This window comes from Methylobacterium sp. WL6 (assembly GCF_008040095.1).
Taxonomy (GTDB): Bacteria; Pseudomonadota; Alphaproteobacteria; order Rhizobiales; family Beijerinckiaceae; genus Methylobacterium.
The window spans coordinates 1-14,042 of record NZ_VRVH01000104.1 but is presented as its reverse complement, the minus strand read 5'-3'; the positions used below and the strand labels follow the sequence as shown (position 1 = coordinate 14,042).

The window sequence follows — 14,042 nt, the reverse complement described above, 5'->3', positions numbered from 1 at the left end:
CGCGGCCGCGGCGCTCAGCGCGGCGGCGAGCGCCAGCGGCGACAGGCCCGCGCGCAGGAAGGCGGCAGAGAACATCACGCAACCCCGATCTCGGCCCCGCGACCGGGCGGTTCCGAGCCGGATCATGCCGGCCCGATGGTTACCGATCCCTTGTGGCCGCCCGAGGGTTCGGCCCCCATCGGCTTGGCCGCGCGAGGGTCACGTTCGATGCGTTTCAGATCCGCGGAAGATCTGCCGACCGCCCGTATGGTCGGCGCCCGATGCGACCCTCTCTCCACCGCTCATACGTTCCATCGTTCGCGGCATCGAAGCGTGCCGATCGGCCATGACGGGCAGAAGTCGCTCGACAGGAGCGAGATCGAGGCTGTCGCCGTCCCAAGCGAGCACTTCGTCCTGGCGACCGAGGTCCTAGCGACCGAGGTCCTGGCGCCCGAGGTCCTGGCGACCGGGAAGGATCAGGCCGCCACGGTTGCGGACATACGGCCGATGCCGACGCGACCGCGACGGTTTCAGGCCGAGACGCTGCGCGCTTCGGGAGTCGAGCGAGGCGAAGGGGGCGTGGTGGCTCGGGGGCAGGCCGATCTCGGGCGCGTCACGGCCTCGCCCACACGTCGTTTCGAGTGCAGGCCACCATGCGGACTTCGGTCGGCGTGTCGGCGCTGCGCGCGGCGTCTCGATCCCCGACCGCCGGAGGCGAGCCTTCTCACCACCGATAGATCAGGCTGCCGATGACCGTTGCCGGCTGGTTGAAGTTGCAGAAACCGAACGAACAGGTCGTGTAGTTTCGGTTGAAGATGTTGTAGCCGTTGATCTGCGCGCGGAAGCCTTTGTACTTCGGGTCGAGCGCGGCGAAGTCGTAGGCAACGAGGGCGTCGTAGAGCGTCACGGCGGTATTGCGCACGGTGTTCTGATCATCCGCGTAGCTTGAGCCGATGTAGCGGATGCCGCCGCCGATCTGCAGCCCGCGCAAGGCCGAGGCGGGCGGGAAGGCATAAGTCAGGAACGACGCGTAGGTGTCGCTGGGGATGCCGGAGACGCGGTTCCCGTTGAGGGACTCGCCGGCAAACGAAGTCGAGTTCACGAACCGGATGTCGACATGCGTGTAGGCGATGGTCAGGTTCGTGCCCGGCGCGAGGTTGGCGGTCGCCTCGGCCTCGAAGCCCTTCGAGCGTACGGCACCGCCAGCGGTCTGGAACGCGATGTTGCTCGCGTCGGGGATCAGGATGCTCGACTGGTTGATGTCGAAGCCGGCAAACGCCGTCTGGATGTTGGTCCCGGGAATCAGGTACTTCACCCCCGCCTCGATCTGGTCGCCCGTGGCCGGCTTGAACGCCTGTCCGTTTCGGTCCTGGCCGACCTGCGGGGTGAAGGTCGTGGCATAGCTCGCGTACGGAACCAGCCCTGGCGCCAGAACGTAGCCCAGGCCGACCCGGCCGGTGAAGGCGCTGTTGTCCTGGCGCGAGACCGCGCTGTCGGGCGTGGCGTAGTTGTCCTGGAAGACCCAATCGTGGCGCCCGTTCACGGTCAGGATGAAGTCGCCGAACTTGGCCTGATCCTGCAGGTAGACGCCGACCTGATCCTGGGTCTGGCGCGAGGCGGACCCAAGAGGCGGCGTCGCGATGAACTGCTGGCCGTAGTTCCGGGTGGTGAGGTTCAGGTCCGGGGCGAGGCCGAAGCCGAAGCGCGCGCTCAGGCTGTACCGGGCGTAGTCGACGCCGCCGACCACGGTGTGGGCGACCGGGCCGGTGGCGAAGCGCGCCTCCAGCTGGTTGTCCAGCGTCTGCTGCACCAGGCCCTCGCGGATATAGCCGGTGTCGCGGGTGCCGATCGTGCGCGCGTCGTTGACGTTGTTGATGTCGACGTACTTCGCGCTGAGGAACAGCCCGTAATGCCGGAAGTTCTGGCGGAAAACCAGGTCCGGCGTGAAGAAATGCTCGAAGGCGTAACCGACCCGATACTGAGTCTGGTCGAGGCCGATGAAGCGCGGATCGCCCTGGTAGAAGTTGGATACCCGGAAGCCCGGGTCATTGTAGAAGAACGTCGCCGCCGGCGTGTTGGTGACCTGGAACTCGCTCAGGAACGTGAACGTCGTGTCGGCCGACGGCTTCCAGGTGAAGGCGGGCGCGATGTTGAGCTGGTCGTCGTTCGTGCCGAGGCCGATGAAGGTGCCGGCCTCGCGGCGTACGCCGGTGAGGCGGTAGGCCATGGTGCCGTCCGAACCCTCGACCGGGCCGCCGACGTCGAAATTGCCCTGGAAGCGTCCGAAGCTGCCGGCTTGGAACTGCACCTCGCCGAACGGCACGAAGACGGGGCGCTTGCTCGTGATATCGAGGATGCCGCCGGGCGATCCGAGGCCGTAGAGGCCGGAGGCCGGGCCGCGGAGGATGGTCAGCGCCTCGGCGCCGTAGGGTTCGCTTTTGGGAAAGGCGAAGCCGCTGCCGATCACGCGCAGGCCGTCACGATAGATGCCCTGGTTGGTGAGCACGTCGAAGCCGCGGATGAAGATCTGATCGAAGCGCGGGTCGAAGCCCGACCGGGCGGAAATGGCGCCCGGGACGTAGTTGACCGCGTCGGTGAACGTCTGGACGTTGCGGTCGTTCAGCTGCTCTCGGGTGACCACCGAGACCGATTGCGGGGCCTCGATCAGCGGGGTGTTGGTTTTGGTGGCGGCCGTGGCGACGCGCGCGGTGTAGCCGGTGATCCCGGAGGGGCCGCCACCGCCGCCGCTGGTGGCGGCCGTGCCGCCGTCGCCGGCGCTGACGTTGAGACCGCCGGAGCCGGCCGATGCCGGCGCGGCGTTGCCGGGTCCCACCGCCTCGACCGAGATCTCGTTGAGCTGAACGGTGCCATCTTGTGCCACCACGGGACCGGCGAGGATTGTGGTGGTGAGAAGGACGGGGAGGAGCGAGGAGCGGTGGGACATGGATCACGCTTGCGCGCGCTCGGACGAGCGCAGTACCCGTGTGATCGTCCTTCACGGATCCGCGAGCAAGCCAAAAACGTGTTATAGATCACACACTTAAAACGGTTCAAATCTGAAAATATTCTAAATTCAAAGTGGGCGAATGCCCCTCGTCGAGGCCGAGGCGCAGGGCATCCGAGAGGGTTCGGGCCGTGAGCGACCTGCCCCGCGCCCGCCGGCGCGAGCCGAGCGAGCGACGAAATCGAATGTCGGCTTTCAAGCGCCAAGCCGACTTCCGTTCATCGCCCTTCGCGGCCTTTCACAGGGTCAAGCTGCGCGCGCAGGCCTTTGGTCGGCGCAGGCGCCGAGGTCAGCGCAGGAGCCAGGTGCCGACGAAGGCGAGGGCGGCCGAGTAGACGGCGTATCCGTCCTCGTCCGTCACGACCACGGTGATGGTCTGGCGCTCGCCCTCGGCCGGGCTCTCGTCGACGGCGATGGCGGGCAGCAGGCGCTTGGCCTGGAGCGCGGCGGCCTGCACGTCCTCGCACAAGGTGCCCACGTCGTCGCGCTGGTGGAAGCCGTCGTGGATGTCGAAGAAGTAGCGGGGCACAGGCTGTCCACGCGTGGAAGGCGGGAGCGCATCCGTCTCTCAGGCGCGGAGCGCCGAATACTGGGGCCGCGATGGCAGAATCGTATACATCCCGACCGGGACGGCAACCGCGCGAGTGTCGCATGCGGCGGCGGCGCACGAACCGGCCGATGTATTGGCCCGATCCCCGTGCGGACGGTGCGATAGCCTCGCGGAGATTCGCGCGCCTCGTCCCTCCTTTCCCGACCCTGGCGTGAGCCGAGGCCCACCCTTCCCCCACGAAAGGGGAGGGACGATGCGGCGCCCGCCTCCGGCGCCAGCGCGGATGGCGCGGACGGAAAATTTCCGGTTTCCTGCTTGTCCTGTCCGGCGATCGTCGAAAGATCCGCGAGGAGCCTGCCATCCCGAGCCCCACCGCCCCGGTCCCGCCCGCGATGCCCTACCTGCCGCAGCTCGACGGGGTTCGGGCGCTGGCGATCGCCGTCGTCTACGTCGCCCATTGCGGGCTGAGCCACGTCGTGCCCGGCGGCTTCGGCGTCACGGTGTTCTTCTTCCTGTCGGGCTACCTGATCACCACGCTGCTGCGGATCGAGCGGGGGCGGACCGGGACGGTCTCGCTGCCGGCGTTCTACCTGCGCCGAAGCTTGCGCATCCTGCCGCCGATGTACCTGGCGCTGGCGTTGTCCGGCCTGCTCCACGGGCTCGGGCTGCTCAACTGGATGCCGGTCGACGCGGCGGCGGTGCTCGGGCAGGCGACGTTCCTGACGAACTATCCCGACCTTCTCGGCACCGAGCGGGTGCTGCCGGTGCCGCTGTGGAGCCTCGCCATCGAGGAGCACTTCTACCTGCTGTTCCCGCTGGCCTACCTCGCGTGGCTCGGGCGCCTGTCGCCGCGGCGGGCGGCCGTGGCGTGCCTGGCGCTGTGCGGCGCGGTGCTGGCGATCCGCGGCCTCAACGTGTGGCGGCTCGCCGACTACAGCCTGAACTACTCCTGGACCCACACCCGCATCGACGCGATCCTGTTCGGCTGCTGCCTCGGCCTGTGGAACAACCCGGTGATCCCGGCCGACCGCGCCTGGCGGCCGAAACCCTGGCACGTGGCGGCGGCGGGCGCCGTGATCCTCGCCACCCTCGCGGTGCGCGACCCCGCCTTCCGCGAGACCCTGCGCTACACCCTGCAGAGCGCGGCGTTGCTCGTGCCGTTCTCGGCGGCGCTTCAGGGGCGCGGATGGGTCGTGCGGGCCCTGGGCTCCGCGCCGATGCGCCGGCTCGGGCTGTACTCCTACAGCTTCTACCTGGTGCACCCGACGGTGATCGCGCTGCTGCTGCACCTGCGGCCGGGCTCGGGCCCGCTCGTGCTGATCGCCGCCGGCCTGGTGCCGCTGACGCTCGGCTCCGACACCAACGGCTCGATCCGGGTGCCCTCGGCCTTCTGCGGCTGCTTCGGGCTCAAGCCCACCTACGGCCGCCTGACCCGGGCCGGCAGCTTCCCCTTCGTGAACAGCCTCGACCATCTCGGGCCGATGGCGCGCAGCGTGACCGACCTGGCCCTCGCCTACGACGCGATGCAGGGTCCCGACCCGGACGACGCTGCGGCGACCGCGCGGGCCGCGGAGCCCGTCCTGCCGGGGCTGGATTCCGGCCTCGGCGACCTCCGCATCGCCGTGGCCGGCGGCTACTTCGCCCGCGGCGGCGACCCGGAGGCGTTCGCCGCGGTCCAGGTGGCGGCGCGGGCGCTCGCCGCGACGCGGGTCGTCGAGATCCCGGAAGCCGCCCGCGCCCGGGCGGCGGCCTACCTGATCACCGCGGCCGAGGGCGCCGCGCTCCACCTCGACCGTCTCCGGACCCGGCCGGAGGACTTCGATCCGGCGGTGCGCGACCGCCTCATCGCCGGCGCGATGCTGCCGGCGCCCTTCGTCGAGCGGGCGCAGCGCTTCCGGCGCTGGTACCGCGGCGCGGTGACCGACCTGTTCGCGGACGTCGACGTGATCCTGGCGCCGTCCACCCCCTGCCGGGCGCCGCCGCGCGGCCAGACGCACTTCACCCTCGACGGCGTCTCCCTGCCGGTGCGGGCCAATATCGGCGTGTTCACCCAGCCGATCTCGTTCATCGGCCTTCCGGTGGCGGCGGTGCCGGTCTGGCTCGACGGCGGGCTGCCCCTCGGCGTGCAGGTCATCGCCGCGCCCTGGCGCGAGGACGTGGCGCTGCGCGTGGCGCGGGTGCTGGAACGGCTCGGCATCGTCCGCGCCCCGATCGCGGAGCTGACGTGATGGTGGTCGACGATTTCGCGGTGAAGGCCGAGGTCGAGGCGGCGTTCCGCGCCTACGAGACCGCGCTGACGGAGAACGACGTGCCGGTGCTCGAGGCCTTGTTCCGCGACGATCCCCGCACCATCCGCTACGGCGGGGGCGAGAACCTCTACGGCATGGACGCGATCCGCGCCTTCCGCCGGGCGCGCTCGCCCGTCGGCCTGGAGCGGACCCTGTCCGAGACGGTGATCACCACCTACGGGCGGGATTTCGCCACCGCGATGACCCTGTTCTTCCGGGAGAGCGCGCCGGGTCGGATCGGGCGCCAGAGCCAGACCTGGGTGCGGTTTCCCGAAGGCTGGCGGGTGGTCGCCGCGCATGTGAGCCTGATCGACGGGTAGGCCCCCCGCCGATCCGCGCATCCGGTGCGATTGAATAAAGAATGACACCCCAGCGCCGGTCTGGCCGCGCGCTTGCATGGAGCCGGGCGTCCTCTCGGGCGCCCCGTCGCGGGGGCCCGCCTCACGGAGCAGACCCGCCCGACATGCCGTTTCGCTCGATGAAGACCTTCACCGCCCGTGCGGCGTTCGCCGGCGCCCTCGCGCTGTCGGCCCAGGCGCCCTCCGCCGCGATGGCGCAGGGCACGCTCCGGATCGGCATGACCGCCTCCGACATCCCGCTGACCACCGGCCAGGCCGACAACGGCGGCGAGGGCATGCGCTTCATGGGCTACACGGTCTACGACGGGCTCATCAACTGGGACCTGTCCTCGGCGACCAAGCCCTCCGACCTCGTGCCGGGGCTGGCCGAGAGCTGGGCGGTGGACGCCGCCGACAAGACCAAGTGGACGTTCAAGCTGCGCCCCGGCGTGACGTTCCACGACGGTTCCGACTTCACCGCCGACGCCGTGGTGTGGAACCTCGACAAGCTGCTGAAGAACGACAGCCCGCAATACGATCCGCGCCAGTCGGCTCAAGGCCGCACCCGCATCCCGGCGGTGGCGAGCTATCGCGTGGTCGACCCGCTGACCGTGGAGATCGTCACCAAGGCGCCGGACGCGACGCTGCCCTACCAGATCGCCTGGGTGATGATGTCCTCGCCCGCCCAGTGGGAGAAGCTCGGGCGGAGCTGGGACGCCTTCGCCAAGACCCCGTCCGGCACCGGCCCGTGGAAGCTGACCCTGTTCGCGCCGCGCGAGCGCGCCGAGATGGTCCCCTTCAAGGCGTACTGGGACAAGGCCCGCGTGCCCAAGCTCGACAAGCTCGTGCTGGTGCCGCTGCCCGAGGCCAACGCCCGCGTCGCGGCGCTCCGCTCCGGCCAGGTCGACTGGATCGAGGCGCCCGCGCCCGACGCCGTCGCCTCGCTGAAGGGCGCCGGCTTCACCATCGTCACCAACACCTATCCCCACAACTGGACCTGGCACCTGTCGCGGGTCGAGGGCTCGCCCTGGAACGACGTGCGCGTGCGCAAGGCCGCCAACCTCGCCATCGACCGCGAGGGCCTGAAGGAGCTGCTCGGCGGCCTCGCGGTGCCGGCCACCGGCTTCTTCCCGCCCGGCCACCAGTGGTTCGGCCACCCGACCTTCAAGGTGACCTACGATCCGGCCGCGGCCAAGAAGCTGCTCGCGGAAGCCGGCTACGGGCCGAACAAGCCCCTGAAGACCAAGATCGCGATCTCGGCCTCCGGCTCCGGCCAGATGCAGCCGCTGCCGATGAACGAGTTCGTGCAGCAGAACCTCGCCGAGGTCGGCATCCAGGTCGACTACGAGGTGGTCGAGTGGAACACGCTGATCAACATCTGGCGCGCCGGCGCCAAGGCCGACATCTCGCGCGGCGTGACGGGCATCAACTACTCGTACTTCATCCAGGACCCGTTCACCGGCTTCATCCGGCATCTCCAGAGCAACTTCGCGCCGCCGAACGGCACCAACTGGGGCTACTATTCCGACCCGGCGATGGACAAGCTGTTCGACCAGGTCCGCAACACCTTCGACAAGGCCGAGCAGACGGCGGTGCTGGAGAAGGTCCATGAGAAGTTCGTCGACGACGCGCTGTTCATCATGATCACGCACGACGTGAACCCGCGGGCGATGAGCCCGAAGGTGAAGGGCTTCGTCCAGGCGCAGAACTGGTTCCAGGACTTCTCGAACATCACCATCGCGACCGCGGGGCGCTGACGCGATCCCTCCCCCCGTCGCGGGGGAGGGGCCGGCCCACGCCCGCCCCCCGGTCATCGGAACAAGGACACCCGGATCCGATGCTGCTCTACATCCTCAAGCGCCTCGTCGCCGTGACGCCCGTGGCGTTCGGGGTCAGCCTGGTCTGCTTCCTGCTGGTCCACCTCGCGCCGGGCGATCCCCTGAGCGCGATCCTGCCGGCGGACGCGACGCAGGCGACCATCGACGAGATGCGCGCCGCCTACGGCTTCGACAAGCCGCTGCCGGTGCAGTACGCGATCTGGCTCTGGCACGTGCTGCACGGCGACCTCGGCGTCTCGATCGCCACCGGCCGGCCGGTGCTCGGCGAGGTCTCGCGCGCGGTGGTCAACAGCCTGATCCTCGCCTCGGTCGCGACGCTGATCGGCTTCACCTTCGGCACCCTGTTCGGGTTCGTCGCCGGCTATCACCGCAACTCGATCCTCGACCGGGTCGCCTCCGCGATCTCGGTCTTCGGCGTCTCGGTGCCGCATTACTGGCTCGGCATGGTGATGGTGATCGTGTTCTCGGCCAACCTCGGCTGGCTGCCGCCGACCGGCGCCGGGCCCGACGGCTCCGGCAACTGGCGGCCCGATCTCGAGCATCTGCGCTTCATCATCCTGCCCGCCGTCACGATGTCGGTGATCCCGATGGGCATCATCGCCCGCACCGTGCGGGCGCTGGTGGCCGACATCCTCGCCCAGGACTTCGTCGAGGCCTTGCGCGCCAAGGGCCTCGACGAGGTCGGCGTGTTCAAGCACGTGGTCCGCAACGCCGCGCCGACGGCGCTCGCGATCATGGGCCTGCAGCTCGGCTACCTGCTCGGCGGCTCGATCCTGATCGAGACGGTGTTCGCCTGGCCCGGCACCGGCTTCCTCCTGAACGCCGCGATCTTCCAGCGCGACCTGCCCTTGCTCCAGGGCTCGATCCTGGTGCTGGCGATGTTCTTCGTCGCCCTCAACCTCCTCGTGGACGTGATGCAGACCGCACTCGATCCGCGCATCGAGCGGGCCTGAGCCCGAGGAAAGCATGACGTCATGACCGCACCCGTCACCGCCGCCACCATGGCCCTCGACGGCGGCATCGCCCCCGCGGCGTCCGAGGTCGAGCCCGACGCCTTCGTTGCCTCCCGCGGCTACTGGGGCCATGTCGGCCACCGCCTCGTGCGCGACCCCGTGGCGATCGCCGCCGGATTGGTGATCCTCGCCATCGTCGTCGTCGCGATCCTGTCGCCGTGGATCACGCCGATGGACCCGTATCGCGGCTCGATGCTGCGCCGCCTGAAGCCGGTCGGCGACGCGACCTACTGGCTCGGCTCGGACGAGCTCGGCCGCGACATGCTGAGCCGCCTGATGGTCGGCGCCCGGCTGTCGCTGTTCATGGGCGTGACGCCGGTGCTGATCGCCTTCGTGATCGGGTCGTCGATCGGCATCGTCGCCGGCTACGTCGGCGGCTGGACCAACACGATCCTGATGCGCACCATCGACGTGTTCTTCGCCTTCCCCTCGGTGCTGCTCGCCATCGCGCTCTCGGGCGCGCTCGGCGCCGGCATCTTCAACGCCATCGTCTCGCTCACCTGCGTGTTCGTGCCCCAGATCGCGCGGATCTCCGAGAGCGTCACCACCGGCATCCGCGCGCGCGACTACATCGACGCGGCCCGCCTCTCGGGCGCCTCGGCGCTGACGATCATGCGGGTGCAGGTGCTGGGCAACGTGGTCGGGCCGATCTTCGTCTACTCCACCGGCCTGATCTCGGTCTCGATGATCCTGGCCTCGGGCCTGTCCTTCCTCGGCCTCGGCGTGCGCCCGCCGGAGCCCGAATGGGGCCTGATGCTCAACACGCTGCGCACCGCGATCTACGTCAACCCGACGGTGGCGGCGCTGCCCGGGCTGGCGATCTTCATCGTCTCGATCTCGTTCAACCTGTTCTCGGACGGCCTGCGCAGCGCCATGGAGATCCGCCAGTGATCCCCACGGCTCGGCACCGCCCCCCTCTCATCCGCCCGACGTCGGCGAGCGCGCCCGCGCGTCGCCGCCCACGGGGCGGATCGCCGTCGCGGCATCAGCGCCCAGGGCAACACTTATGAGCGTCATCGTCCAGCCCGCCGACCTCGCGACCGCTTCGCTACGCGACCGCGGCGGCCCGGCCCAGCCGCTCCTGTCGGTCTCCGGCCTCGTCAAGCACTTCCCGGTGCGCAAGGGCGTCGGCGGCAAGAAGTCGGTCGTGCGCGCCGTCGACGGCGTCGACTTCTCGGCGCTCAAGGGCGAGACCCTCGGGATCGTCGGCGAATCCGGCTGCGGCAAGTCGACGACGGCCAAGCTCCTGATGGGCCTGATCGAGCGCGACCAGGGCGAGATGCTGTTCGACGGCGAGGCGGTGGGCAGCCGCGCGATGCCGTGGCGGACCTATCGCCGCCAGGTGCAGATGGTGTTCCAGGACAGCTACGCCTCGCTCAACCCGCGGATGACGGTGGAGGCCTCGATCGCCTTCGGGCCGACGGTCAACGGGGTCGGCAGCCGCGAGGCGATCGAGCGTGCCCGCGGATTGCTGGCCCGCGTCGGCCTGGAGCCGAAGCGCTTCGCCGGCCGCTACCCGCACGAGCTGTCCGGCGGCCAGCGCCAGCGGGTCAACATCGCCCGCGCCCTCGCGCTGGAGCCGCGGCTGATCCTCCTCGACGAGGCGGTCTCGGCCCTCGACAAGTCGGTGGAGGCGCAGGTGCTCAACCTGCTCCTCGACCTCAAGGCGGAGTTCGGGCTGACCTACCTGTTCATCAGCCACGACCTCAACGTGGTGCGCTTCATCTGCGACCGGGTGATGGTGATGTATCTCGGCCGCGTCGCCGAGCTCGGCCCCTCGGACACGGTGCTGGCCGAGCCCGCCCACCCCTACACCCAGGCGCTGCTCGCCTCGATGCCGTCGCTCGATCCCGACAACCGCACCGAGGCCGCCCTGCTCACCGGCGATCCGCCGAACCCGATCGACCCGCCGGACGGCTGCCGCTTCCATCCGCGCTGCCGGCTCGCCGAGCCGGTCTGCTCCGGCGTGACGCCGCCGCTCGCCCCGATCGCGCCGCTGCATCAGGCCGCCTGCCTCGCGCGCCAGCCGGGCTCGGGCCATTCCCTTGCTCCTGCTGCCGAGCAGGTGGCGGCATGAGCGCGAAGATGAGCGCGGACATGAACGCGTCGCCCCCCGCGGTCGAGCTCACCGACCTCAAGGTCGGCTTCGGCAAGGTCGAGGTGGTCGACGGGGTCGACCTGCGGCTCGAGCGCGGCCAGGCCATGGCGCTGATCGGCGAGTCGGGCTCGGGCAAGAGCGTGACGCTGCGCGCGATCCTGCGCCTCTTCCCGGAAGGGCGCAGCCGCACGCGGGGCGGGATCTCGGTGGCGGGCCGCGACGTGCTCGCGCTGTCGAAGCGCGAGCTGGCGGATTTCCGCGGGCACGTCGCCTCGATGATCTTCCAGGAGCCGCTGCTCGCCTTCGACCCGGTCTACACCGTCGGCCGCCAGATCACGGAAGCGATCCGCCGCCACGAAAAGATCGATGCGGCGGGAGCCCGGCAGCGGGCGCTCGCGCTGTTCGAGCGCGTCCGCATCCCGAGTCCGGAGCGGCGCCTCGACGCCTACCCGCACGAGATGTCCGGCGGGATGCGCCAGCGCGCGATGATCGCGCTGGCGCTCGCCTGCCGGCCGCAGGTGCTGCTTGCCGACGAGCCGACCACGGCGCTCGACGCCACGGTGCAGATCCAGATCCTGCTGCTGCTGCGCGAGCTGCAGCGCGATCTCGGCCTGTCGATCATCCTGGTGACGCACGACCTCGGCGCCGCCGTCGAGGTCGCCGACCGGATCTCGGTGATGTATGCCGGCCGCATCGTCGAGACCGGCACCGCGCACCAGGTCGTGCTCGATCCGCATCACCCCTACACGATCGGCCTGCTGCGCAGCCGCGCGGAGGGGGCGCTGGCCAAAGGCGCGCGGCTCCAGACGATCCCGGGGAGCCCGCCGGACCTCGCCAACCGCCCGGCCGGATGCCCGTTCGCCCCGCGCTGCTTCCTCGCGATCGACAAGTGCCGCGAGACGCCGCCCTCGCTCAGCGTCGGCGACGGGCACCTCGCCGCCTGCTGGCGCACGGAGGAGGCGTCGGCCGCCTACCGCGCCGGGCCGCAGCCGGTGCGGGCCGAGGCGGCGGCCTGAGGGGAAACGCGGACGATCGGCCCGATCAGGCCTTCTTCCGGCCGGAGGGACCAGACTCGGCGTCCTGCGAAGGCGGAAACGGCTGACCGGCTGCGACGGCGACCCCTCGGTCCGATCCCGTCCGCCGAGAAATCCCCGCCTCACGCGCCGTATCGGCTTCCGCATGCGGACCTGCGCCTGGATCATCCACGATGCGGGCCAGCACGTCATGCATGCGGGTCTGCCAACCGGGACCGGTCGCCTTGTAGGCATCGAGCACACGGCGATCGATCCGAAGCGTGAGTTGCACCTTGGGCGACGCGGCCCGCGGGCGTCCGCCGCGGTTTCTCGGAAGCGCGGCGTAGATATCCGGAGGCAGCTCGCGAGCCGGTCTCAACGCGGCGAGTTCCACGTCCGTCAGGTCGGGGTTGTCGGAGACCTCATCCCAATCCGCCTGGGAAAATGCCGGCGCGTCTGTCTTGCGATCCGAGACGATCATGGACGGCCCTTTCCTTCGGATTGGCGTAGCGCAAACTCACCAGGGCGATGGCTTCCGCCCCCAATGGCGAGACGATCACGACGACGACCAACCGGTCCCGCCATCGACCGATGATCTTGTAGCGGATGCGGCCGGTGCGGCTCGGCTGCGCGGGCAGGTAGACGGCATCCTCGCCATCGAAAGCGGCCTCGAACTCGGCGAAGTCGAGCCCATGCTTGAGCAGGTTCGCCTGCCGCTTCGCCTCGTCCCAGACCGCCGTCACGGGTTTATGTAACTCCGAAAACCATGAGGGACAATCCGGTCGGCTCGTTGGTGCCGCATCGGTCGGTTGTCGAACCCTCTAAAGCCGGATTCGGGATGATAGCACAGGCGCGCGGTGCGGATGGCAAGGCGCGGGCCACGTCGCCTCATCCCCCGCCGGCGGCCCACAGGGTCGTCGCCAGGCGCGTCACCGCCGGCGCGATGGCGCGCTCGGGCACGGCGGCGTAGCCGAGCAGCAGGCCCGGCTCGGCCGTCATCGGGTCGGCATGGTAGGCCGAGAGCGCCACAGCCGCGATGCCGGCCTGCGCCAGGGCGGCGACGGCCGCGGCGTCGCCGAGCCGGGGCGGCCAGTCCGGACCGGGGCGGGCGACCAGGTGCATCCCGCCCTCCAGCCGCGCGACGTCGAGCAGGCCCGCGGCCCGGTCGCGGGCGGCGTCGAGCAGGGCGGCCTGCCGCCCGGCATGGAGCTTCCGCGTCCGGCGCAGGTGGCGTCCGAGATGGCCCTCGTCGATGAAGCGGGCGAGCGCGCCCTGGCCGAGGCCGGAGGGCGCCGGCCCGGTCTCCGCGAGCGCCCGCTGGACCGGGCCGGCGAGCCCCTGCGGCAGCACGAGGTAGCTCAGCTGCAGCGCCGGCAGCAGCACCTTGGAGAAGCTGCCGGCGTAGATCACCCGTCCGGTCCGGTCGAGGGCGCGCAGCGGCGGCAGCGGCCGGCCGGCATAGCGGTACGTGCCGCCGTAATCGTCCTCGACGATCCAGGCGCTTGTGGCCTCGGCCCAGGCGAGCAGCGCCAGCCGGTTCTCGAGGCTCATGGCGTGGCCCAGCGGATAGTGATGCGCCGGGGTCACCACGGCGAGGCGCGCGCCCATGGCGGCGCCCGCCCGGTCGATCGCGAGGCCGCCCGGCCCGACCGGGACGGGGGCGGGGCGCAGGCCGGCCTCCGCCAGCGCCGACGCGATGCCGGGAAACCCCGGATCCTCGACCAGAGCCGTCTCGCCCGGATCGAGCAGCAGCTGGGCCAGCAGCCGCAGGCTCTGGCGGATGCCCGCCGTCACGATCACCTCATCGGCTGTGCAGGCGACGCCGCGGGTGGCGGCGAGGTAGGCCGCGGTGGCGGCGCGCAGGCGCGGGTCGCCGAGGGGATGGGGCGGCGGGGCGCCGTCGCGCCACTCGGTCTGGAGC

At 70.5% G+C, this 14,042-nt stretch carries 12 protein-coding genes; 7 read left to right on the top strand and 5 right to left on the bottom strand.

Annotation, left to right across the window (positions count from 1 at the left end; translation table 11 throughout):
* Nucleotides 1-703: 703 nt before the first annotated feature.
* Nucleotides 704-2,923 carry a TonB-dependent siderophore receptor gene (locus tag FV230_RS15025; protein WP_147728816.1) on the bottom strand — a complete coding sequence of 740 codons (2,220 nt, stop codon included), beginning with the start codon at nucleotides 2,921-2,923 and terminating at the stop codon, nucleotides 704-706.
* A 349-nt stretch (nucleotides 2,924-3,272) separates the two neighbouring features.
* A complete protein-coding gene (locus FV230_RS15020) occupies nucleotides 3,273-3,512 on the bottom strand; it encodes a hypothetical protein (RefSeq protein WP_147728815.1) in 240 nt (79 codons plus the stop codon).
* A 413-nt stretch (nucleotides 3,513-3,925) separates the two neighbouring features.
* Here FV230_RS15020 and FV230_RS30775 point away from each other — a divergent pair, with 413 nt between their 5' ends.
* From FV230_RS30775 to FV230_RS14985, 7 genes are all read left to right on the top strand, one after another.
* A complete protein-coding gene (locus FV230_RS30775) occupies nucleotides 3,926-5,761 on the top strand; it encodes an AtzE family amidohydrolase (RefSeq protein WP_147842973.1) in 1,836 nt (611 codons plus the stop codon).
* Nucleotides 5,761-6,141 carry an oxalurate catabolism protein HpxZ gene (gene hpxZ, locus FV230_RS15010; protein WP_147727497.1) on the top strand — a complete coding sequence of 127 codons (381 nt, stop codon included), beginning with the start codon at nucleotides 5,761-5,763 and terminating at the stop codon, nucleotides 6,139-6,141. The genes FV230_RS30775 and hpxZ overlap by 1 nt, the downstream gene beginning before the upstream one ends.
* A gap of 143 nt (nucleotides 6,142-6,284) precedes the next feature.
* The gene (locus FV230_RS15005; protein WP_147842972.1) at nucleotides 6,285-7,916 is read left to right on the top strand and encodes an ABC transporter substrate-binding protein; all 1,632 of its coding nucleotides are present in this window, start codon (nucleotides 6,285-6,287) and stop codon (nucleotides 7,914-7,916) included.
* 80 nt (nucleotides 7,917-7,996) lie between these two features.
* Complete coding sequence (locus tag FV230_RS15000; protein ID WP_147727495.1) at nucleotides 7,997-8,950, top strand: ABC transporter permease; 954 nt, start codon at nucleotides 7,997-7,999, stop codon at nucleotides 8,948-8,950.
* Between the two features lie 21 nt (nucleotides 8,951-8,971).
* Nucleotides 8,972-9,901: an ABC transporter permease gene (locus FV230_RS14995; protein WP_147727494.1), complete on the top strand. Its 930-nt coding sequence runs from the start codon at nucleotides 8,972-8,974 to the stop codon at nucleotides 9,899-9,901.
* A gap of 115 nt (nucleotides 9,902-10,016) precedes the next feature.
* Nucleotides 10,017-11,087: an ABC transporter ATP-binding protein gene (locus tag FV230_RS14990; RefSeq protein WP_147727493.1), complete on the top strand. Its 1,071-nt coding sequence runs from the start codon at nucleotides 10,017-10,019 to the stop codon at nucleotides 11,085-11,087.
* A 20-nt stretch (nucleotides 11,088-11,107) separates the two neighbouring features.
* Nucleotides 11,108-12,124, top strand: a complete 1,017-nt coding sequence (locus FV230_RS14985) for an ABC transporter ATP-binding protein (protein WP_147727498.1) — start codon at nucleotides 11,108-11,110, stop codon at nucleotides 12,122-12,124.
* A 25-nt stretch (nucleotides 12,125-12,149) separates the two neighbouring features.
* Here FV230_RS14985 and FV230_RS14980 read toward each other — a convergent pair whose 3' ends face one another.
* From FV230_RS14980 to FV230_RS14970, 3 genes are all read right to left on the bottom strand, one after another.
* Nucleotides 12,150-12,602: a BrnA antitoxin family protein gene (locus FV230_RS14980; protein WP_147842971.1), complete on the bottom strand. Its 453-nt coding sequence runs from the start codon at nucleotides 12,600-12,602 to the stop codon at nucleotides 12,150-12,152.
* A complete protein-coding gene (locus tag FV230_RS14975) occupies nucleotides 12,544-12,864 on the bottom strand; it encodes a BrnT family toxin (protein ID WP_147727491.1) in 321 nt (106 codons plus the stop codon). The genes FV230_RS14980 and FV230_RS14975 overlap by 59 nt, the downstream gene beginning before the upstream one ends.
* Nucleotides 12,865-13,009: 145 nt before the next feature.
* Nucleotides 13,010-14,042, bottom strand: a 1,033-nt coding sequence (locus tag FV230_RS14970; RefSeq protein WP_147842970.1) for a PLP-dependent aminotransferase family protein, incomplete at its 5' end; no start/stop codon positions are given.

Bases quoted from the DNA above. Each gene is read 5' to 3' on its own strand.
- FV230_RS14980 (WP_147842971.1), bottom strand. From the start codon at position 12,602: ATGATCGTCTCGGATCGCAAGACAGACGCGCCGGCATTTTCCCAGGCG.
- FV230_RS14995 (WP_147727494.1), top strand. From the start codon at position 8,972: ATGACCGCACCCGTCACCGCCGCCACCATGGCCCTCGACGGCGGCATC.
- FV230_RS15000 (WP_147727495.1), top strand. From the start codon at position 7,997: ATGCTGCTCTACATCCTCAAGCGCCTCGTCGCCGTGACGCCCGTGGCG.
- FV230_RS14990 (WP_147727493.1), top strand. From the start codon at position 10,017: ATGAGCGTCATCGTCCAGCCCGCCGACCTCGCGACCGCTTCGCTACGC.
- FV230_RS30775 (WP_147842973.1), top strand. From the start codon at position 3,926: ATGCCCTACCTGCCGCAGCTCGACGGGGTTCGGGCGCTGGCGATCGCC.
- FV230_RS14985 (WP_147727498.1), top strand. From the start codon at position 11,108: ATGAACGCGTCGCCCCCCGCGGTCGAGCTCACCGACCTCAAGGTCGGC.
- FV230_RS15005 (WP_147842972.1), top strand. From the start codon at position 6,285: ATGCCGTTTCGCTCGATGAAGACCTTCACCGCCCGTGCGGCGTTCGCC.
- hpxZ (WP_147727497.1), top strand. From the start codon at position 5,761: ATGGTGGTCGACGATTTCGCGGTGAAGGCCGAGGTCGAGGCGGCGTTC.
- FV230_RS15025 (WP_147728816.1), bottom strand. From the start codon at position 2,923: ATGTCCCACCGCTCCTCGCTCCTCCCCGTCCTTCTCACCACCACAATC.